Raw genomic sequence first — 20533 nt, 5'->3', positions numbered from 1 at the left:
GGGCGCGCCGAGCGCGCCCCTCAGGTCGAACTTATTCCTCGACGTCGTCGTCGGCGTTGGAAGCCTCCTCGGACTCCTTGGTGGTCAGGCCGAAGCCGAGCGACCCTACTGAGCCCAGCAGAGCGTCGAGCTCTTCCAGGTTGCGCTGGTAGGAGCGCGGCGGCAAAGCTTCGCCCAGCATGTCCTCGCCCTCGGTGTTGAAGGTCGGGGGCTCGTCGCCGCCGATGAGGATGGTGTCATCGGGCGAGAACACCATGTCCAGCAGCTGCGACATGTCGTCGCTCGTAGCCGCGAGGTCGTCCTCGATCACGTGCGTCAGATCGTGGGCCTCGAGGCCTTCCTTCAGCTCCTCGATGGCCTTCACGCCGATGCCCTCGATGCGCAGCAGGTCCTCCTCGGTGTGGCCCACGAGGTCGGCCACCGTCTCGATGCCCGCCTCGGAGAACTTGTTGGCCCAGCGCTGCGACACGCCCAGGTCGTCGTAGATGTACAGGCGCGCGTCCTCGTCGGACAGCTGCGGGCCGCGATGGCCCAGCGAAAGCCCGCTGTAGTAGCTGCCGTAGTTCGTGCCCATGTTGAGGTAGCCGTCGCCGTCGAGCGACCAATCCTGCGGCTGGGGCAGCAGCTCCTCGATATCGCGCAGAGCCTCCGGCGCGAAGTCGGGCAGCGTCTCGCCCACCACCGGCGAAACCGGACGACCCTTGTAGGTGAGGCCCACTTCGCGGTAACGCGACAGACCCGTACCCGCCGGGATCGGCTTGCCGATGATGACGTTCTCCTTGAGGCCGGCCAAGTGGTCGATCTTGCCCTCGATCGCGGCGTCGGTGAGCACCTTCGTCGTCTCCTGGAACGAGGCGGCCGACAGGAACGAATCCGTGGCCAGCGACGCCTTCGTGATGCCCAGCAGCAGCGGCTGGCCCACGGGCGGCTCCTTGCCTTCGGCGATGAGCGCGTTGGCGGCATCCTCGAACTCGAAGCGGTTCACCTGGCGACCCGGCAGGAAGTCGGACTCGCCGGCGTCCATGACGGCCACCTTGCGCAGCATCTGGCGCGCGATGACCTCGATGTGCTTGTCGTTGATGTCCACGCCCTGGGACACGTACACGCCCTGGACCTGGCTGACGATGTAGCGCAGCGTCGTGTTGGGATCGGTGAGGCGCAGCAGGTCGTGCGGGTTCACCGAGCCCTTGGTGAGCTGCTGGCCCACCTTCACTTCGCAGCCGTCCGTCACGCCGGGCAGCATCTGGGCGCGCGCCGACACGACGTACTCGCGGAAGTTGCCCTGCTGGTCGTGGATCGTGATGGTCTTGGACTGCTTGTCGCCCGAGATCTGCAGCGTGCCGGAGATCTCCGCGAGGACGGCGAGGCCCTTGGGCTTGCGCGCCTCGAACAGCTCCTGGACACGAGGCAGACCGTGGGTGATGTCCTCGCCGGCGACGCCGCCGGTGTGGAACGTGCGCATGGTCAGCTGGGTGCCGGGCTCGCCGATGGACTGGGCGGCGATGATGCCCACCGCCGTGCCGATGTTCACCGGACGCGACGTGGCGAGATCCCAACCGTAGCACTTCTGGCACACGCCGTGCTCGGCATGGCAGGTCATGACCGTGCGAATGACGAGCGTCTCGACGCCCGCCGCGTCCATGGCCTTGAGCTGGTCCATATGGGTGATGTACTCGCCCGCGGCCAGCAGCACCTCGCCGTCGACGCCCGCCACGTCGTTGAGCAGGCAGCGGCCGATGAGGTTCTCGTCGACGTCGCCCTTCTCGTTGTGCAGCGGGTACGGCACGCCGTCGGCGGTGCCGCAGTCGATCTCGCGGATGATGACGTCCTGGGCCACGTCCACCAGACGGCGGGTCAGGTAGCCCGAGTCGGCGGTACGCAGCGCGGTGTCGGCCAGACCCTTACGGGCGCCGTGCGTGGAGATGAAGTACTCCAGAACGGACAGGCCCTCGCGGAAGTTCGCCTTGATCGGGCGGTCGATGATCTCGCCCTTCGGGTCGGACATGAGGCCTCGCATACCGGCCAGCTGGCGGATCTGCTTGATGTTGCCTCGAGCGCCGGAGAACGCCATCATGTAGATGGGGTTGAACTTGTCGAAGTTCTCGGCCATGGCCTCGCCGACTTCTTCGTTCGCGGCGTTCCAGATGTCGACGACCTGCTTGTGGCGCTCGTCGGGGCTCATGAGGCCCATCTCGTAGTCCTCGTCGATGGCCGCGACCTTCTCGTCGGCGGCAGCCAGGATCTCGGCCTTGTTCGGCGGCACGGTGGCGTCGTACACCGAAACGGTGACGCCGGCACGCGTGGCGTAGTGGAAGCCCGCGTCCTTGAGGCCGTCGAGAATCGCCGGCACGCTGGACAGCTCGTAGCGGTTGCACACGTCCTCGACGAGGCGGCTGATCTCCTTCTTGTTCATCTCGTAGTTGAGGTACGGGTAGTCCTCGGGCAGCACGTTGTTGAACGTGATGCGGCCGATGGTGGTCTCGATGCGCTCGCCCGCCTTGTGCTCCTCGAACACGCCGAAGGCCGTGGCCACCTGCGTGTCCTTGGTCAGACGCACCCAGATCTTGGCCTGCAGGTCAAGCTCGGCGCGCGCGTCGTAGGCGTTCATGGCGTCGTCGAAGTCGATGAACGAGCGGCCCTCGCCCTCGAAGCCGTCGCGGGCGGCCGTGAGGTAGTACAGGCCGATGATCATGTCCTGGGTGGGCACGGTCAGCGGACGGCCATGAGCCGGCGACTTGATGTTGTTGGCGGACAGCATGAGCACGCGGGCCTCGGCCTGCGCCTCGGCGCCCAGCGGCACGTGCACGGCCATCTGGTCGCCGTCGAAGTCGGCGTTGAAGGCGGTGCAGACCAGCGGGTGCAGCTTGATGGCCTTGCCCTCGACCAGCACCGGCTCGAAGGCCTGGATGCCCAGACGGTGCAGGGTAGGTGCGCGGTTCAGCAGCACGGGATGCTCGGTGATGACCTCTTCCAGCACGTCCCACACGTAGCTGGCGCCGCGGTCGACGGCGCGCTTGGCGGCCTTGATGTTGGCGGCGTACTCCAGCTCCACCAGGCGCTTCATGACGAAGGGCTTGAACAGCTCCAGCGCCATCTGCGACGGCAGGCCGCACTGGTGCAGCTTGAGCTGCGGGCCGACGACGATGACCGAACGGCCGGAGTAGTCGACGCGCTTGCCCAGCAGGTTCTGGCGGAAGCGGCCCTGCTTGCCCTTGAGCATGTCGGACAGCGACTTCAGCGGGCGGTTGCCCGGGCCCGTGACAGGACGGCCGCGGCGGCCGTTGTCGAACAGGCTGTCGACGGCCTCCTGCAGCATGCGCTTCTCGTTGTTGACGATGATCTCAGGCGCGCCGAGGTCCAGCAGGCGCTTGAGGCGGTTGTTGCGGTTGATGACGCGACGGTACAAGTCGTTCAGGTCCGACGTCGCGAAGCGGCCGCCGTCCAGCTGCACCATGGGGCGCAGGTCGGGCGGGATCACCGGGATGACGTCGAGAATCATGTCCGTCGGCTTGTTCTCGGACTTGAGGAACGCGTCAACCACCTTGAGGCGCTTGATGGCCTTGGCGCGCTTCTGGCCCTTGCCGTTGGCGATGACGTCGCGCAGCTCGTCGGCCGTCGCTGCCAGGTCCATGGCGTCCAGCAGGTCGCGCACGGACTCGGCGCCCATGCCGCCCGTGAAGTAGTCGCGGTAGTTGAGGCGCATCTCGCGGTAGAGGGCCTCGTCCGGCACCAGCTGCTTCGGCTCGATCTTCATGAAGGCGTCGAAAGCGTCCTGGCGCAGCGCCTTGCGCTCGTTGAACTCCTCGTAGATGTCGGCGATCTCCTCGTCGACCTCCTCGGCCGTCATGCGCTCGTCCTCGTCCACGTCGTCGACGAAGTCGTCGTCCTCGGGCACGTAGTCCACGGACAGCTTACGCGTGGCCTCCACGAGGCGGTCGCGCTCGGCGTCCAGCTCCTCGAGGTCGGCGGCCAGCTCGTCGCGCAGCTCGTCGGCGTCCTCCTCGCGGGCCTCTTTATCCACCGAGGTGATGATGGAGGATGCGAAGTACAGCACCTTCTCCAGCTCTTTCGGTGCGATGTCCAAGAGGTAGCCCAGACGCGAGGGCGAGCCCTTGAAGTACCATATGTGGCTGACCGGGGCGGCCAGCTCGATGTGGCCCATGCGCTCGCGGCGAACCTTGCTGCGCGTCACCTCGACGCCGCAGCGCTCGCAGACGATGCCCTTGAAGCGCACGCGCTTGTACTTGCCGCAGGCGCACTCCCAGTCCTTCGTCGGGCCGAAGATCTTCTCGCAGAACAGGCCGTCCTTCTCGGGCTTGAGGGTACGGTAGTTGATCGTCTCGGGCTTCTTCACCTCGCCGCGCGACCAGCTGCGCACATCCTCGGCGTTGGCGAGCGAGATGCGCAGGGCGTCGAAATTGCTCACGTCGAATTCCGTCGTCATTTATCGCTCCTCTCCCTCACCGATCAGGTCGTTCGTATCGTTGTTGCTATCGCCCATCAGCTCTCCCAGCTCGGCGGCAATGCTGTCGAGCGCATTGGCCGCGTCGTCTTCTTCGGTCTTGCGCGCGTCGGCCGCGATGGCCTCGTACAGCGCGCGATCGCCGTCTTCCTGGCCGTCGATGTCCTGGGTCACGTCGATCGTGCGATGATCGTGGCCCTCCAGCTCGACGTTCAGGCACAGCGACTTCATTTCCTTCACGAGAACCTTGAAGCTCTCGGGCACCTCGGGGGCGGGGATGTTCTCGCCCTTGACGATGGCTTCGTAGGACTTCACGCGGCCGGCGGTGTCGTCGGACTTCACCGTGAGGATCTCCTGCAGCACGTTCGATGCGCCGTACGCGTACAGCGCCCACACTTCCATCTCGCCGAAACGCTGGCCGCCGAACTGCGCCTTGCCGCCCAGCGGCTGCTGGGTGATCAAGCTGTAGGGGCCGGTCGAACGCGCGTGGATCTTGTCGTCCACCATGTGGCCGAGCTTCAGGATGTAGCTCTGGCCCACGGTGATGGGCTCGCGGAACTTCTCGCCCGTGCGGCCGTCGTACAGCCACGTCTTGCCCGTGCGGGACAGCTGCGGCACGAACTCGTCGCGCGCCAGGTCGCCGTACGTGGCATGGTTCTTGTTGATGAGGTTGCGGTTCGCCTTCTCGATGGCATCGGAGATCTCCTTCTCCGTGGCGCCGTCGAACACCGGCGTGGCCACGTGCATCGGGCCCTCCACCACGGCGTCGGTTTCCTCAGCGTCGTCCCAGCCCCACTTCGCGGCCCAGCCGAGGTGGTTCTCCAGCAGCTGGCCCACGTTCATTCGGGAAGGAACGCCCAGGGGGTTGAGGATGACATCGATGGGGGTGCCGTCGGCGAGGTAGGGCATGTCCTCCACCGGCAGCACGCGGGAGATGACGCCCTTGTTGCCGTGGCGGCCGGACAGCTTGTCGCCCTGCTGCACCTTGCGCTTCTGGGCCACGTAGATGCGCACGAGCTCGTTGACGCCCGGAGCCAGCTCGTCGCCGGCGTCGCGGCTGAAGCGGCTCATGCCGATGACGCGGCCGCCGGAGCCGTGGGGCACCTTGAGGGACGTGTCGCGCACCTCGCGGGCCTTCTCGCCGAAGATGGCGCGCAGCAGGCGCTCCTCGGCCGTGAGCTCCGTCTCGCCCTTCGGCGTGACCTTGCCCACCAGCACGTCGCCCGGGAACACCTCGGCGCCCACGCGGATGATGCCGTCGGCATCGAGGTCGCTGATCATGTCGTCGGAGATGTTCGGGATCTCGCGGGTGATCTCCTCGGGACCCAGCTTCGTGTCGCGCGCGTCGACCTCGTACTCGGAGATGTGGATGGACGTGAGCAGGTCTTCGGCAACCACGCGCTCGGACACGATGATGGCGTCCTCGTAGTTGTAGCCTTCCCACGGCATGTAGGCCACCATGAGGTTCTGGCCGAGCGCGAGCTCGCCGCCGTCGCAGCTGGGGCCGTCGGCCAGCACGTCGCCCGCCTGCACCTCGTCGCCCTTGCGGACGATGGGGCGGTGGTTGATGCAGCCCGACTGGTTGGAGCGCTGGAACTTCGGCACGAGGTACTCGTCGTACTCGCCGTCGTTGTTCAGCACGATGATGGTCTGGCCGTCCACGTAGTCGACGACGCCCGGGTTCTGGGCGACCAGGATCTCGCCGGAGTCGACCGCGATGCGGTGCTCGATGCCGGTGCCCACCAGCGGCGCGTCGGGGCGCAGCAGCGGCACGGCCTGGCGCTGCATGTTCGAGCCCATGAGGGCACGGTTCGCGTCGTCGTGCTCGAGGAACGGGATGAGGGAGGTGGCCACCGAAACCATCTGGCGCGGGGACACGTCCATGTAGTTCACCAGCTCGGGCGCCACCTCGTCGGGCTCGCCGAACACGCCGGCGGCGTCCTTCGTACGGCAGAGCACGCGGACGGCCTCGTGGAACACGCCCTGGTCGTCGAACGTGCCGAACTTGCGCGTCTCGGGGTCGAACAGGTCGTTGGCCTGCGCGATGGTGTAGTTCTCCTCCTCGTCGGCCGTGAGGTAGTCCACCTCGTCGGTGACCTTGCCGTCGACGACGCGGCGGTACGGCGTCTCGATGAAGCCGTAGGGGTTGATGCGGGCGTAGGTGGCCAGCGAGCCGATGAGGCCGATGTTCGGGCCTTCAGGCGTCTCGATGGGGCACATGCGGCCGTAGTGGGACGTGTGGACGTCGCGCACCTCGAAGCCGGCGCGCTCGCGGGACAGGCCGCCCGGGCCGAGGGCCGACAGACGGCGCTTGTGCGTGATGCCGGCGGCGGGGTTCGTCTGGTCCATGAACTGGGACAGCTGCGAGGAGCCGAAGAACTCCTTGATGGCCGCCACGATGGGGCGGATGTTCACGAGGCTCTGCGGCGTGATCTCGTCGGGCTCCTGCATGCTCATGCGCTCGCGCACGACGCGCTCCATGCGGGACAGGCCGATGCGGAACTGGTTCTGGATCAGCTCGCCCACCGTGCGGATGCGGCGGTTGCCGAAGTGGTCGATGTCGTCGGTCTGCACGCCTTCGTCGCCGGCATGCAGCGCCACGATGTACTGCATCGTACGCACGATGTCGTCGTCGGTGAGCGTGGAGGCTTCGTAGTCGGGGTCGAAGCCCAGCTTCTTGTTGATCTTGTAGCGGCCGACCTTCGCCAGGTCGTAGCGCTGCGGGTTGAAGAACAGGCCCTCCAGCAGCGTGCGGGCGGAGTCGATGGTGGGCGGCTCGCCGGGACGGAAGCGCTTGTACAGCTCGATCAGCGACTCTTCCTTCGTGGTAGCCGGGTCGCGGTCGAGCGTGCGCAGCACCATCTCGTCGTTGCCGAGGAGCTCGATGATCTCCTCGCGCGTCTCGGCGAGGCCGAGGGCGCGGACGAGCAGCGTAGCGGGCTGCTTGCGCTTGCGGTCGATGCGCACGGACAGGATGTCGCGCTTGTCGGTTTCGAACTCCAGCCACGCGCCGCGGCTGGGGATGACCTTCGCGTTGAACAGCGTCTTGTCGGACGCCTTATCGCGCTCGGAGGCGAAGTACACGCCCGGGGAGCGCACCAGCTGGGAGACGACGACGCGCTCCGTGCCGTTGATGATGAACGTGCCGCGCGGCGTCATGAGCGGGAAGTCGCCCATGAAGACGTCCTGCTCCTTGATCTCGCCGGTCTCGCGGTTGATGAAGCGGATTTCCACGAACAGCGGCGCCTGATAGGAGACGTCCTTCTCCTTGCACTCGTCCACGGTGTACTTCGGCTCGCCGAACTCGTGGCGGCCGAACTCCACGCACATGTCCTTGGTGTTGTTCTCGATCGGGCTGATATCCTGGAACGCTTGCGCCAGGCCCTCGCCCTTGAAAAACTCAAAGCTGTCCGTCTGGATAGCGATGAGGTTGGGGACGTCCATGACGTCCGGAATCTTCGCAAAGCTGCGCCGATCCCTGTAAAGGCTGGTCTGATCAGTCGTTTTTCCTTGAGCCACGAGGCTTTTCCTCCTTCATGTGCACCCGCATTTCTGCGAAAAAGTCGCAATTGCCTAAGATACGTCGCACGTCAAGGCTAGTCAAGAAATATTTTTACGAACTGTGGAAATTCTTTGTTGATTTGCCCTTTTATCTGGGAGAATGCAAGTATGGTTTCAGGCCGATCCCGACATCGGGACGGCATCTTCGGTCGATTCGAGGCTCCGCCGACGCTATGCGAGCTGGATAGCTTTGCCGGTTCAAGACCCCTTCGACGAATTCCGAGCTGGAAAGCCCCGCAAAAAAAGTCGCTGACTTGGCGAAACGATGATCTTCATCATCAGGCTCACCTCCCTGCTGAAGTTTGTTTTGTTTGTCAGGGAGCTGTGGAAACGGGCTATCGGGACTTGGCTCCGCCCGCAATCGCGTGCGAAACTTAAGTTTCAACGCGCCCGCGGGCGCGCAAACACACTACGAACGCACTTGAAACGCAGCATACTTGCAGAACTAGGAGGTCCTCATGGGACAATCCACTACGCCGAAGGCGCTCGCCTTGGGTGTTTCGCTCTCCCTCGCGTGCGGCCTGCTGCCGGGCGCGGCCTTTGCGGACGAAGCCCCAGAAGACGATGAGTCCGCCAACGCCGCCGATTCCGCTAGAGGAACGGCCGGCGGCGCCGACTCCGCCCCTTCGGGCGCGGCCGCCAAGCCCGATGGCTACGATAAAGCCGACTTCTACTCCGACAACCCCGTCGCGCCAATCGCACGGACGCTGGCCGTCCCGCTGGCAGCCAACACGCAGCTGCGCAGCCTCTCGAACGAGATGAAGTACTTCGCCCGATTCGAGAGCAACCAGAACTATGACCAGGGGCTCTCATGGGGCGATGGCTACCATGCAATGGGCTACTATCAATTCGACAACCGATACTCGCTCAAAAGCTTTATTTCCTATTGCTACAATTTCGACCCGGTCAAGTACCGGATGTTCTCCTGGGTTCCCAGCGCGAACATTTCGGGAGACCTGTACGACGGAAACGCGGATCGGCTGACCGACATCGGCCAGCAATTGAACGAATCCTGGCATGCGGCATACGCCGCCGACCCCGCGGAGTTCTCGGCACTGCAGGACACCTTCGCATACGACAACTACTACGTCCCCGCTGAAACGTACCTCGCAAGCCGCGGCATCGACATCTCGAATCGCGCCGACAGCGTCAAAGGCCTTTGCTGGGGCCTGGCGAACCTGTTCGGCACGTCGGGATGGCACAAATTCGTGGGCGGTTGGTCCGACGGCTACGTGAACGGAACATATTACAACAGCTATAACTACCCCGGCGCCGGGCTGACGAACGACATGACCGACGAACAGTTCGTCACCACGCTGTGCGATTACGTGATAGCGCACGTGGCCGAGTTCTACCACGGCCAGCCGCAGTACCACGAAGGCTGGACGAACAGGTACAAACAGGAAAAGGAGCTGTGCCTGAGCCTGCTTCCCGAGAAGCCCACCGTGCCTCCTGTCGAGGAAGAGCCCCCTGCGGCGGATTCCCCTGCGGTTCCGCCGGTCGGGAACACCCCTCCCGAGGAAGGCAGCGGAGATGCGCCTTCGGGCGAGACGAAACCGCCCGAGAGCGTCCTGCCGCCCGAGGTGAACCCGCCGGCAGCGCCCGAAGGGAACCCGCCGAGCGCTCCGAACGAACCCGCCCCGCCCGCGAACGACGGCGCCGGACAGGCCGATCCCGACGAAACCCCGAAGCCGGACGAAGACAGCGCGGCTCCAACTCCGCCTGCATCGCCGTCGAACCCCGAAAACACGACGCCTCCCGCTGGATCCGAAACGACGCCGCCCGAGGAAACAAAGCCTCCGGAGAGCACGACGCCGCCCGAAAGCCCGGAAACGACGCCGGGATCAGGTCTGCAAGAGCCGACGAAAGAAGTGGCGAACAGCAGCAAGCCCTCCCTTGAAGAGCCAACCGCCCCTGCGCAGGAGCCTGTCAACCTGCCCAAGGCCGACGGAGACGAGAAGAACGGCAACGAAACAGCCGCAAAAACCTCGAAGCTCAGCCAGACGGGCGACGGCACCACGAACGCGCCGCTCGGCGTGGCGCTTGGAGCAGCCGGCATCGCCGCGATCGCAGGCGCCGCGCTCGCCACACGACGCATCCTCAAATAGCTCCCCTCGTTCCTGCTACAGTCGAGCGCCCCGGCCGAAACCGGGGCGCTCGACTGTAGGGACGCCATGCGACGTCAGGCGGAATATCCCCCCTCCCCCTCTAGCGAACTGCCTCGACGAAAAAGTTCCGACAACGAGCCCGTCCGAAAGCCGGCGAGGAATCAGCATCGGGCGACGACGCCCTCACGGCGACTCGACGGTCGCGCGACGATTCACCGACCTTGCGCAATTCTTCTGCTGTGGTAGCGCTAGAGCAAGCGGCCTTGGTACTTTTCCATGAGGGCGCAGGGCTGGTAGCTCAGCTTGTTCTCGCGCAGGCCGGGCAGGCCGAGATCCTCTTCCAGGTTGAGGTAGGTCGCCTTGTCGACGCAGTAGCGCGCGAGCTCGCGCAGAAGGGCTCGCCACACGAAACGGAAGTCGAGGTTGCCCTTGAGCACCATAACGTCGAACGCGCCGCCGGGCAGCACGCTGCCGTACGCGTAGCCTTCGACGGTGCCGCCGATGCGCAAGAGGATGCCGTCGAGGTCGAGCTCCTCGAAGTGGTTCATGTCGAGCAGGATCTTTCGATGCTCCAGCTCGAGGGGGTGCTCGTCGGTGCCGCGACGGCGGCTCGTCTCGAACCAAACCTGCTGGTAGGCGCGCAGCTCGTCCATATGGTCGAGGGCGATGGGCTCGAAGGACGCCTCGCTGCCGTACAGCTGGAAGAACTTGTTCGTCTCTCGGCGCTTCTTCGCCAGGCCCGGGCCCTCGTAAGCCGCGATAGTCTTCGTAAGGTAGAGGTAGTCGGCGAAGTTGCGGTCGGAAGAGAATTCGAAGGCACCCGGCAGGTCGGCCTCGAGCTGCTCCTTCTCCTTCGGCGACAGGCCCACGAGGTGCAGCCTGCGACCTTCGGCTTGCGCCTCGCGCATGAGCGTGCGCACGTCGTCGGCGATGTCGAGCGTGCCCAGCGGCGGATAGTACGCGACGGCGCCGGGGATGCGATCGAGCTGGCGCACGTAGAGCACGCCGTCCTCGAGCGCGATCTGCGTTCCGTACTTCTCGGTAAGCGAGTAGAGGTTGGCGAACCCGAGCGCGGAATCGTTGCGGCCGAGGGGCAGGAGCACGTCGTTGACGGCGGCTTTATCTTCCAAGTGCAGCGTTCTGAATTCCATGGGCCCGCATTTCGCTCGATCGGTTGCTTCGCAGCGGAACAGGATAGCACAAGTGGGCGCCGCCTCGGAAAACGCCATCAACTTGCAACGCGAACCGCGCCGCGAGGGGCAGTCGGGGCAGCCACATTACCAATACGGTCGTTTTTTACCACGCTTCTGACCAGGAGAAACATACTGTTTCACCTGGTCATAGGCTTGCGACAAGATGGCAGAAAACGCCCGGTTTGGCAACGCTCCTACCCGACGAGCGCGCACGGCATCTTTCTCGTAAAACCGGACATGCCCTGTCCGGTTCTGTTCGGTATCGTGTCCTAGTCAGCATATCCAACGAAAGGACACGAAACCATGCACTACGAAATCGTCGAGCTTCCCGCACGCACCATCGTCGGTCCCACCGTCCGCACGTCCAACAACTCGCCCGAGGAAACGACCGTCATCGGCCAGCTGTGGCAGCGCTTCATGGGCGAGGGCCTTGATCGCACCATCTCCGAGGTGCGCGTCGTGCCCTACGGCTGCTTCGCGCTGTACTACGGCTACGACATGAGCGACATGAGCTACGAGCTGCTCGTGGGCTGCGAGACGCCCGCCGAGGCGCCCGAGGGCATGGAGGCGCAGACCATCGCCGCAGGCCGCTACGCGAAGATCGCTATCCGCGGCGGCGACTGCGTGACCAGCGTCCAGAAAGCCTGGGAGGAGATCTGGGCCGACGAGGAGCTGGGGGCGCAGCGCGCGTTCACCGTGGACTTCGAGGCGTACCTGCCCGGCGAGGACATGTCCTGCGCCGACATCGACGTGTTCGTAGCGCTCAGGTAAACGCGCCCGTCGCGGAGGCGGTCTCGCGTGCGCGGGACCGCCGCACCTGTCATACTGGCTCGAGACCTTAAACCGACGAGGAGCCCCGATGGGACACGACTGGATCGGCGATGTGCCCGACGAGCTGCTACGCGACCTGTGCGATCACTCGTACAGCCTCGTGTTCGGCAAGCTCACGAAGAAGCTGCAGCGCGAGATCGCCGAGTAAGCCGACGGGAACTGAAGGAGGAAGCATGGCGTTCGATTTCAAGAAAGAGTACAAGGACCTCTACCTGCCGAAGACCAAGCCCGAGCTCATCGACGTGCCGCCCATGAGCTTCATCGCCGTGGCCGGCACGGGCAACCCGAACGAGGAAAACGGCTCGTACGCCGGTGCGATGGGCCTGCTGTACGCCTTCTCGTACACCGTCAAGATGTCGAAGATGGGTGCCTGGCAGCCCGACGGCTACTTCGACTACACGGTGCCTCCGCTCGAAGGCCTGTGGTGGACAAGCGACGAAGCGTTCGACGGGCAGCGCATTTTGGACAAGGACGCGCTCTCTTGGATCTCGCTCATCCGCCAGCCCGACTTCGTCACGCCCGAAGTGTTCGCCTGGGCCGCCGAGCAGGTCGCGGCGAAGAAGCCCGAGCTCGATCTGCGGCGAGCCCGCCTCGTGCGGTTCGCCGAAGGACCGTGCGCGCAGATCATGCACAAGGGACCGTACGACGACGAGCCCGCCACCATCGCGCAGATGGAGGAGTTCGTCGCCGCGTCCAGGATGGTCGACGACATCGCGAACCCAGCGAGCAGCGAGGCCATGCTGGACGCGCTCGATGCGCACGGAGGCGTGCCCGCAGTGCGCCTGCACCACGAGATCTACCTGGGCGATCCGCGCCGCACCAAGCCGGAGAACCTCAAGACGGTGATCCGCCATCCCGTGAAGCCCGCGTCCGCATGAGCGACGCGGCCTCTGCCGCCGCGCCCTGCCCCGTCGTCCGCGCGCGCTCGATCCTCCAGAAAGTGCGCGCGGGCGGCAACGAATGGTTCGGCATCGACTACAACATGAACTTGTACCGCGGCTGCTGCCACGGCTGCATCTACTGCGACAGCCGAAGCGAATGCTACCGCATCGACGACTTCAACCAGGTGAGCGTCAAGTTCGACGCATTGGCCATCCTGCGGCGCGAACTGCGCAGCCGCCGCGTGCGAGGCATCGTGGGCGTCGGCGCCATGTCCGACACGTACAACCCGTTCGAGCGCACTCTGCGCGTAACGCGCGGTGCGTTGGAGCTGATCGAGGAATTCGGCTTCGGCGTGTCGGTGGACACGAAGAGCACGCTTATCACGCGCGACATCGACGTGCTGAGCGCCATCGGAGCGGCGGGCGGGGCCATCGCGAAGATCACCGTCACCACGGCCGACGACCAGCTGGCGCGCATCATCGAACCGCACGCGCCCTCGCCTAGCGAGCGCTTCGCCGCGCTGGCCGAGCTGGCGGACGCCGGGGTGTTCTGCGGCGTGCTATTCACGCCGACGCTGCCGTTTGTGACGGACGACGATGCCACGGTGCGCGGCGTGGTGGAAGGCGCGGCAGCGGCCGGCGCGCGGTTCGTCTACCATATGACGGGCGTCACCATGCGCGACCGCCAGCGCGACCACTTCCTCGACCGCATCGCAGCCGCGGATCCCACGCTACCCGAGCGCTATCGCGCGGCATTCGGCGACCGATACTTCTGCAACAGCCCCCGCGCAACCGAGAACCGCGCCCTCTTCCGCTCGCTGTGCAAGCAGCACGGCCTGCTTTGGCGCATGTCCGACATCGTCGCCACCTACAAGCCCTCCCAACCTATGGGAGCGCAGACGAGCCTGTTCTAAGCATGTAAATCGCCGTTCGCAGCCGAGAACCCGCCAATCGCGGGCATAGTCGCCGCGCGCTCGTTGACCCTGTAATCGTTACAGCCCCCATGATGGCTGTACGTCACCGCGCGAATCCGATCCCCATTCCCATCGAACGAAGAGGAGGACGACAATGAAGGTAGCGAACAAAGAGATGAGCGTACGGAAACTCTGGACCTCGAACGAACTGCTCGACGCAGTCAGCGCCCGGAAGGCCGTTTCCATCGGGAAACTCCGCGGCGAGGCTCTGCGCGCGGCGCTGAGCGAGATGCGCGACCCCGAGCTTATGGCCTTTCTCTCGAACGTCGACGTGAGCCGCGTAGCCAAGATCGTAGCCGTATCTTCCATCGACGACATCGACCTCCTGCTTGCCATCGCCGCCGGCAATGGTCCCAGCTTCGTCAGGAGAAACGCGCTGCACCGCATCGACGAGCTATGCGATCGCACGCCCCTCGACGTTCGCGACGCGCAGCGCCTCGTCGCCTGTTTGAGCGAGAAGAGCCTCATCGCCTTCGCAGTCGCGCTCATGGACATGAGCGATTACGATTGGCCTTCCCACTGCGACGTCACCTCGGTAGGCGCGCTGTGCGAGGCTCTGTACTCCTGCACGAGCATCCACGAGACCGTATTGCTCGAAGACGCTTGCGCCCACCTCGCGCATCGCCGTCCCGACCTGCTGTCGAGCATCGGCGCCTGCGCCCCCGACCACTACCCGATGGTGGCCTGATCCTTTTCGATTTCTCGCGTCCGCGCAGAAGGGAGTCCTCAATGAACCGCAACACCCGCAACGCCTTCGTCAGACAAATGCTCCAAAACGAAACGTCCATCGAGCCCTCGCCCGAATTCAGCTACAACGCCCTCATCAAAAGCCGGCAGGACTACGACGCCATGTACAGCCGTTCCATCGCCGATCCTGAGGCTTTTTGGGCCGATATGGCCACCGAGCACCTTGACTGGTTCAAACCGTGGGACGCCGTCGAGGAATACGATTTCGATTCGGATGAGCCGTTCGTGCGCTACTTCCGCGGCGGGGAGCTTAACGCATCTTGCAACTGCATCGATCGCCACCTGAACGGGCCGCGCAGGAACAAAGCCGCGCTCATCTGGCAGGGCGAGCCCACCGAAGAAGTGGACGTCTACACTTACCAGCGTCTGCATCGCGAGGTGTGCAAGGCGGCGAACATGCTCCGCCGCCTCGGCGTGCGAAAGGGCGATCGCGTGGTGCTGTACATGCCCATGGTCCCCCAACTCGCGATCAGCATGCTGGCGTGCGCTCGCATCGGCGCTATCCACTGCGTGGTGTTCAGCGGCCTGAGCGCCGAATCGCTGAAGGATCGCATCGTCGACTCGGGTGCCACGGTGGTCATCACGTCAAACTACGGATACCGTTCGGGCAAGATCCTGAGACTCAAGGAAATCTGCGATAAAGCCCTTGACATGTGCCCCCAGGTCGAGAGCTGCGTCGTCGTACGCCGCATCGAGAAACGCACAGCCATGAAGGCGGGGCGCGATTTCTGGTGGGACGACGTGCTTGCTCCCGAGGCGCCCCAATGCGAGCCGGAGCGGATGGAAGCGAACGATCCCCTGTTCATCCTCTACACGAGCGGCAGCACGGCGAAACCGAAGGGCATCCTGCATGGCACCGGCGGCTATCTGCTTTACGCCACCCTCACCTCGAAGTACGTGTTCGACCTCAAAGAGCATGACATTTTCTGGTGCACGGCCGACGCCGGCTGGATCACCGGTCATTCCTACCTCGTGTACGGGCCGTTGTCGAACGGAACGACGTCGCTCATGTTCGAAGGCGTGCCCAACTTCCCCAAGCCCGACCGTTTCTGGGAGATCGTTGAGAAGTTCGGCGTCAACATCCTGTACACGGCCCCGACCGCAGTGCGCTCCATGATGAAAGACGGCGACCGCTGGGTGAACGAGCACGACATCTCGACCTTGCGGCTGCTCGGCTCGGTAGGCGAGCCCATCACCTCGAAGGCTTGGATGTGGTACTACTCCACCGTCGGTCACAGCATGTGCCCCATCGTCGACACGTGGTGGCAAACCGAGACGGGCGGCATCATGATCACCTCGATACCCGGCGCAGTGGACATGAAGCCAGGATCGGCGGCGCTACCGTTCTTCGGCATAGAACCGAGGGTCATCGGAGCGGACGGAGCCGAGGCCGATGCCGGCGAGCGCGGGAGCCTCGTGCTGACGAGGCCATGGCCGGGCATGATGCTGGGCGTGTACGGCAACGCGAAGGCTCACAAAGACGTGTACTTCCCCACCCCCGGCTACTACCTCACGGGCGATGGCGCCTATCGAGACGAGGATGGCTACTTCTGGATCACGGGTCGCATCGACGACGTGATGAACGTGTCGGGCCACCGCATCGGCACGGCCGAAGTCGAAAGCGCGCTCGTCTCGTACTCGCAGGTCGCAGAAGCAGCCGTCGTAGGGTACCCGCATCCGGTGAAGGGCGAGGGCATCTATGCCTACATCACCGTCAAAGAGGGAACGGTCATCGACGCCGACCTGCGCGACCGCCTGTTCGTGCACGTACGGGAGATCATCGGGCCCATCGCCACGCCCGATGTCATCCATTTCGCCAACGCGCTGCCGAAAACGCGCAGCGGTAAAATCATGAGACGCATCCTGCGGAAAATCGCCGCGCAGGAGACGGAGGATCTGTGCGACATCTCCACGCTGTCCGAGCCTTCCGTGGTGCACGAACTCATCCAAGAGACGAAGCGCATGAGCGCCTAGAAGGCCCGCTCGCGCACGAAGGACCGCCCGCGATCCGTCGAACGGATCGCGGGCGGTTTCGCGTCGGGCGGCTTACATATCGACAAGCACCGAGATATGCAACAGGTAGTCGTCCGCAGAGTCGGACATGAGATACGAGTTCATATCTAACTCGTACACCGGCCCCACGAGATCGAGACCCTCTTCTTTGACGTAGTCCAGCAGCTTGGCATAGGATCGCGCAACCGTGCTCGTGCCGCCCCTATGAAGAATGACCGCGTAATTGCCCCGCGGTTTGCACGCCAGACGACCCTCCAGAAGCGCGGGGTGGGAAGGGGGCGAGATCCAGGTGATGAGCTTCGTGTAGACGAAGTCTTCAGGGTGATCGGAACAAGGAAAGTGCACGATACGACCCAGGGGAAACTTCGTCACGCCGGCAGACGATTTGCAAAACTCGGCATGCTCGCTCACGGCCTGGGCGAACGCCTGCTGCGTGCGCTCAGGCTTTACGTCGGTCGTGATGAGCCACGTTTCATCCCAGAACGACAGTCTCGGCTTATCCTTCGGGAACAGCAAAGCGCGCTGGGTGATGTAGCGCATCTTCTCGATCATCCCGATGCGCGCGTCCAACACATCGCGCTGCTTCTTCATCTTCTCGATGCCCGCCTGCGTGGCCTCGAGGAAGAGGTCGGTGGTACGGTTGTCGAGATAGGTCTTCACCTCTTTCATGGACATGCCCGTATCGAGGAAGAACCGAATGGCGTCCATAAGGTACAGCTGCTTGAGCGAATAGTAGCGGTAACCGTTCTTGCCGATTACCTTCGGCTTCAACAAACCGACCTTGTCGTAATGGATGAGCAGTTCCTTGCTGACGTTGCACATCCGAGCAAACTCCCCGGTGGAGAGAAGCAGTGTCGAGGGTGGCTGCATGTCATCCTCCTTTTTGCCGCGCCCTCTTGGGGCGTTTGCTTTGAGTATACCGTGCATGAAAGATATTTCCCCTGATATATACGGGTAAGGACGCAAAACGACCGCCAGCGCGCGTCCCTTCGCATGACCTCTCGCGTCGCAGCGCGGGAAGCGGCACGCCACGCAGAGCATCAAGGGAGAATGAGGATTCCGGGCCTCTACCTTCCGCGATGCTTCTGCTTTCGTTTCTGCCGCCTGAGAGCGAATCGACGCTCGGCTTGCGCTTGGCGAGCCTCGCGGGCCAAGGCTCTGGATTCGATTTTGCGCGCCTCGTAACTGACGCTCATGGCCTGCTGGGCTTTTGTGCCGACGCCGGCTCGCTCCACGAGCTTGCGCGCCTCGCGCTGACGACGCTTCGGGTTCGCGTGGGACAGCATGGCATCCGCTGTCGCAGACGGATCGGCCGCCATATCGAATGCAAGCGTCGTCCATCGCCGCACGATAAACGCTACCAGCTCTACATCGGTGGGTTCGGCGGCGCCGAACACGACGCGGCATGCGCCGTAGCGGCCTTCGTCCGCATGCTCGAATATGCCGATCCAGAATTGACCGTCATGAAGCACGGTCAGCGTGATCGAAGTGGTGACCTGCATGGTTGCTCCTCCTTGTATGTGGTTGCTGCGCGAAGGACGGACAACCAAGGAGGCAGGTTACTGACGAAGCCGTTGACGCGTCGAGCGCGGCATAGGGTTCGCGTCCGGACTACCGACCGGACCGTGTTTTCACCTTCGCACGGGCATCATACCAAGAGAGCGCGCGCCGGTGCAACTGGAGCGCGTCGGAATGCAACTCGGTCGCTGTCGCCTTGTGCGCACCGAACGCATTCGGCATACTGACGACGTTGGCCAACCACCCGCTCACCAAGGGAAGGCACGCCCATGAACGTCACCATCACCGAGGACCCTCGGCTCGCCGATATCGAAGTGGCCGTATCGTGCCCGCGCATCGACGAGCGCGTGCAACGCATCGTCGCCGGGCTGAACGCTTTCGAGCGCAAGCTGACCGGCGAGCGCGACGGAGCCACGTACCGCCTCGACATCGACGGGATATGCTATGTCGAGACGGTCGACGGACGCACGTTCCTCTACACCGAGGACGCGGTGTACCGCACGCCGCTTCGGCTGTATGAGCTGGAGGACAAGCTGGCCGGCACCGAATTCGTACGCGCATCCAAGCAGCTGCTGGCGAACTTCGACCACGTGGTTGCCATCCGCCCGGCCATCAACGCGCGACTGCAGCTGCTGCTGGACAACGGAGAATCGGTGATGGTCTCGCGCCAGTACGCGCCCGCCATCAAGCGCAAGCTGGGGCTGTGAGCCGATCCGCCCCGCTGCCGCATCGCAACCCTTCCGCAACTCAATTCTCCATGCAAAGGAGCACCTCATGAAAAAGATCATCGCACAAACCGCAACCGCCGTCTGCATCGTCTTCACCGTGATGATGGCCTGGTTCCTCGCCATGGGCTACCTGTTCGCCGGGCCCAGCTACGGCCTCAACCTCACGGCAAGCCTGTACGGCGCCGCCTTCGGCATGGCGGCACTCCAAGCGATCTGGTTCACGGGCGCGCTGATCAAGAAGCTTCCCTACCCGGCGCGCATCGCGGGCTTCGGCGCGTGCCTGCTGCCGGTGCTCGCGCTGTGCGCGTGGTTGGGCCAGTGGCTCCCAGCAGAGGATCCCGGGGCGTGGGCGAGCTTCGTCGTGATCTACCTGTTCATCCTCGCGGGCATGACCGCAGGCTACACCGTGTACTACAAGAAGACCGCCGGCGGCTACGACGAGGCGCTCGCGCGCTACCGCGAGCAGAACCGCCGCTGATACCGCGCAGGCGAGCCGCTGAACACGAGCGTCGGCGGCATGTTGGAGATACTCGCGCAGACGCTGCTGTTCAGCATCGCGGCCGCCTGGTGGGTCAAACGGCCGGCACGGCGAAATCCTCGGAGCTGAAGTTCTGGTAGTAGCGGCCTCGCTCGGCCGTGAAGCGCAGCACGCAGTAGTCGGGATCGGTCACCCCCAGCGGATAGTACGTTTCGTCGCCGTCGAGCCATATCAGCTCCTTGGCCCACGCGTCTTCGAGCACTTCCATCGTGCCCTTGAGCATGACGCCGCGGAAGAACCGCCGGTCGACGAAGTAGATGCACGCCTGCGGATGAGCGCGGTAATGCGCGGCCCGCATGGACGAGGTGTTCGACGTGAAGTAGAACGTGCGGATGCCCTCGCGCTTGCGCGGCGGCAGCATGGCCTTGACCTCGGGGTAGCCGTCCTCGTCCACCGAGCCGACGAACGAGGTGTTCTGGCGGTCGATGAGGTTGCCGATGGTCTGTTCGGGGTCTCGCATCATGAGCGCGCTCCTTTTGGCGCGGCGCGCAAGAGCATGAGCGCCTCGGCGTCGCGCAATATGCCCTCGCTGGTTATTTCGATCATGAGCCAGCGGCCCATGCTGCTGTCGGCCGAGCGCTCGTACAGGGCGCGCACGTACGGGTCGGCCGTCGCGAGCAGCGCCTCGGCCTCATCCTTCTCCTTCGAGCCCACCGACACCATGCAGATGAAGAAGCCGTCGCGCGGATATACCGTGCACAGCGCGCGGCCGCGCGCCTTGTACTTCACGTTCCAACCCGGAGCGCCGCCGCATCGGCTGTACTCGATGCGCGGTTTCGCGCCGTAGCTTTCGTCGACGAACGCGGTGAACGCGTCCCACAGGGGATGGTCGATATAGCCGGCGATGTCTTCCATCGTCGGCTCGCGATCGAGGGGAAACAGCTCGTGCCAAGCCGCCATGGGCATCCTCCTAGCTTCAGGGGCGAATAGACGCAGTATATCACACTGCAGAATGCTTTGATCGGGAATTTAAGAACTT

General features: G+C 64.2%; 15 protein-coding genes. 8 read left to right on the top strand and 7 right to left on the bottom strand.

Features of this window, described 5'->3' with window-relative positions; translation table 11 throughout:
• Nucleotides 1-31: 31 nt before the first annotated feature.
• Both ELEN_RS03580 and rpoB read right to left on the bottom strand, forming a co-directional pair.
• Nucleotides 32-4444 (bottom strand): DNA-directed RNA polymerase subunit beta', encoded by a 4413-nt coding sequence (locus ELEN_RS03580; protein ID WP_009306450.1) that lies wholly within the window; start codon nt 4442-4444, stop codon nt 32-34.
• Nucleotides 4445-7981 (bottom strand): DNA-directed RNA polymerase subunit beta, encoded by a 3537-nt coding sequence (rpoB, locus tag ELEN_RS03575; protein WP_009306451.1) that lies wholly within the window; start codon nt 7979-7981, stop codon nt 4445-4447.
• A gap of 500 nt (nt 7982-8481) precedes the next feature.
• On the opposite strand from rpoB, the gene ELEN_RS03570 reads away from it, so the two are divergent.
• Nucleotides 8482-10131: a VgrG-related protein gene (locus ELEN_RS03570; protein WP_015760111.1), complete on the top strand. Its 1650-nt coding sequence runs from the start codon at nt 8482-8484 to the stop codon at nt 10129-10131.
• Nucleotides 10132-10379: 248 nt separating this feature from the next.
• Here ELEN_RS03570 and ELEN_RS03565 read toward each other — a convergent pair whose 3' ends face one another.
• Nucleotides 10380-11282 (bottom strand): DUF2156 domain-containing protein, encoded by a 903-nt coding sequence (locus ELEN_RS03565; RefSeq protein ID WP_015760110.1) that lies wholly within the window; start codon nt 11280-11282, stop codon nt 10380-10382.
• A 345-nt stretch (nt 11283-11627) separates the two neighbouring features.
• On the opposite strand from ELEN_RS03565, the gene ELEN_RS03560 reads away from it, so the two are divergent.
• The 5 genes from ELEN_RS03560 (at nt 11628) to acs (ending at nt 16731) form a co-directional block, all read left to right on the top strand.
• Entirely contained in the window at nt 11628-12095 is a 468-nt protein-coding gene (locus ELEN_RS03560; RefSeq protein ID WP_009607894.1) for a GyrI-like domain-containing protein, read from the top strand.
• A gap of 233 nt (nt 12096-12328) precedes the next feature.
• A complete protein-coding gene (locus ELEN_RS03555) occupies nt 12329-13033 on the top strand; it encodes a GyrI-like domain-containing protein (protein WP_015760109.1) in 705 nt (234 codons plus the stop codon).
• Nucleotides 13030-13950, top strand: coding sequence for an SPL family radical SAM protein (locus tag ELEN_RS03550; RefSeq protein ID WP_015760108.1), 921 nt, complete (start codon nt 13030-13032; stop codon nt 13948-13950). The genes ELEN_RS03555 and ELEN_RS03550 overlap by 4 nt, the downstream gene beginning before the upstream one ends.
• Nucleotides 13951-14104: 154 nt before the next feature.
• A complete protein-coding gene (locus ELEN_RS03545; RefSeq protein ID WP_009306457.1) occupies nt 14105-14698 on the top strand; it encodes a hypothetical protein in 594 nt (197 codons plus the stop codon).
• A gap of 41 nt (nt 14699-14739) precedes the next feature.
• Nucleotides 14740-16731, top strand: a complete 1992-nt coding sequence (gene acs / locus ELEN_RS03540; protein ID WP_015760107.1) for an acetate--CoA ligase — start codon at nt 14740-14742, stop codon at nt 16729-16731.
• Between the two features lie 72 nt (nt 16732-16803).
• On the opposite strand, the gene ELEN_RS03535 is transcribed toward acs, so the two are convergent.
• Nucleotides 16804-17640 (bottom strand): MerR family transcriptional regulator, encoded by an 837-nt coding sequence (locus ELEN_RS03535; RefSeq protein WP_015760106.1) that lies wholly within the window; start codon nt 17638-17640, stop codon nt 16804-16806.
• A 197-nt stretch (nt 17641-17837) separates the two neighbouring features.
• On the bottom strand, nt 17838-18272 hold the full coding sequence (locus tag ELEN_RS03530) for a YjdF family protein (protein WP_015760105.1): 435 nt from the start codon (nt 18270-18272) through the stop codon (nt 17838-17840).
• Between the two features lie 285 nt (nt 18273-18557).
• On the opposite strand from ELEN_RS03530, the gene ELEN_RS03525 reads away from it, so the two are divergent.
• Both ELEN_RS03525 and ELEN_RS03520 read left to right on the top strand, forming a co-directional pair.
• Entirely contained in the window at nt 18558-18995 is a 438-nt protein-coding gene (locus tag ELEN_RS03525; RefSeq protein WP_009607806.1) for a LytTR family DNA-binding domain-containing protein, read from the top strand.
• 67 nt (nt 18996-19062) lie between these two features.
• Nucleotides 19063-19494, top strand: coding sequence for a hypothetical protein (locus tag ELEN_RS03520; protein ID WP_009607911.1), 432 nt, complete (start codon nt 19063-19065; stop codon nt 19492-19494).
• A 94-nt stretch (nt 19495-19588) separates the two neighbouring features.
• On the opposite strand, the gene ELEN_RS03515 is transcribed toward ELEN_RS03520, so the two are convergent.
• On the bottom strand, nt 19589-20017 hold the full coding sequence (locus ELEN_RS03515) for a pyridoxamine 5'-phosphate oxidase family protein (protein ID WP_015760104.1): 429 nt from the start codon (nt 20015-20017) through the stop codon (nt 19589-19591).
• Nucleotides 20014-20454: a DUF3788 domain-containing protein gene (locus ELEN_RS03510; protein ID WP_015760103.1), complete on the bottom strand. Its 441-nt coding sequence runs from the start codon at nt 20452-20454 to the stop codon at nt 20014-20016. The genes ELEN_RS03515 and ELEN_RS03510 overlap by 4 nt, the downstream gene beginning before the upstream one ends.
• Nucleotides 20455-20533 lie beyond the last annotated feature (79 nt).

Source organism: Eggerthella lenta DSM 2243, assembly GCF_000024265.1.
In the GTDB taxonomy this organism is placed as follows: domain Bacteria; phylum Actinomycetota; class Coriobacteriia; order Coriobacteriales; family Eggerthellaceae; genus Eggerthella; species Eggerthella lenta.
This window is presented reverse-complemented; position numbering and strand designations above follow the sequence as displayed.

Coding starts and splice junctions, on each gene's coding strand:
- ELEN_RS03545 (WP_009306457.1), top strand. CDS start 14,105: ATGAAGGTAGCGAACAAAGAGATGAGCGTACGGAAACTCTGGACCTCG.
- acs (WP_015760107.1), top strand. CDS start 14,740: ATGAACCGCAACACCCGCAACGCCTTCGTCAGACAAATGCTCCAAAAC.
- ELEN_RS03530 (WP_015760105.1), bottom strand. CDS start 18,272: ATGCAGGTCACCACTTCGATCACGCTGACCGTGCTTCATGACGGTCAA.
- ELEN_RS03520 (WP_009607911.1), top strand. CDS start 19,063: ATGAAAAAGATCATCGCACAAACCGCAACCGCCGTCTGCATCGTCTTC.
- ELEN_RS03535 (WP_015760106.1), bottom strand. CDS start 17,640: ATGCAGCCACCCTCGACACTGCTTCTCTCCACCGGGGAGTTTGCTCGG.
- ELEN_RS03565 (WP_015760110.1), bottom strand. CDS start 11,282: ATGGAATTCAGAACGCTGCACTTGGAAGATAAAGCCGCCGTCAACGAC.
- ELEN_RS03570 (WP_015760111.1), top strand. CDS start 8,482: ATGGGACAATCCACTACGCCGAAGGCGCTCGCCTTGGGTGTTTCGCTC.
- ELEN_RS03560 (WP_009607894.1), top strand. CDS start 11,628: ATGCACTACGAAATCGTCGAGCTTCCCGCACGCACCATCGTCGGTCCC.
- ELEN_RS03580 (WP_009306450.1), bottom strand. CDS start 4,444: ATGACGACGGAATTCGACGTGAGCAATTTCGACGCCCTGCGCATCTCG.
- ELEN_RS03550 (WP_015760108.1), top strand. CDS start 13,030: ATGAGCGACGCGGCCTCTGCCGCCGCGCCCTGCCCCGTCGTCCGCGCG.
- ELEN_RS03515 (WP_015760104.1), bottom strand. CDS start 20,017: ATGATGCGAGACCCCGAACAGACCATCGGCAACCTCATCGACCGCCAG.
- ELEN_RS03555 (WP_015760109.1), top strand. CDS start 12,329: ATGGCGTTCGATTTCAAGAAAGAGTACAAGGACCTCTACCTGCCGAAG.
- ELEN_RS03510 (WP_015760103.1), bottom strand. CDS start 20,454: ATGGCGGCTTGGCACGAGCTGTTTCCCCTCGATCGCGAGCCGACGATG.
- ELEN_RS03525 (WP_009607806.1), top strand. CDS start 18,558: ATGAACGTCACCATCACCGAGGACCCTCGGCTCGCCGATATCGAAGTG.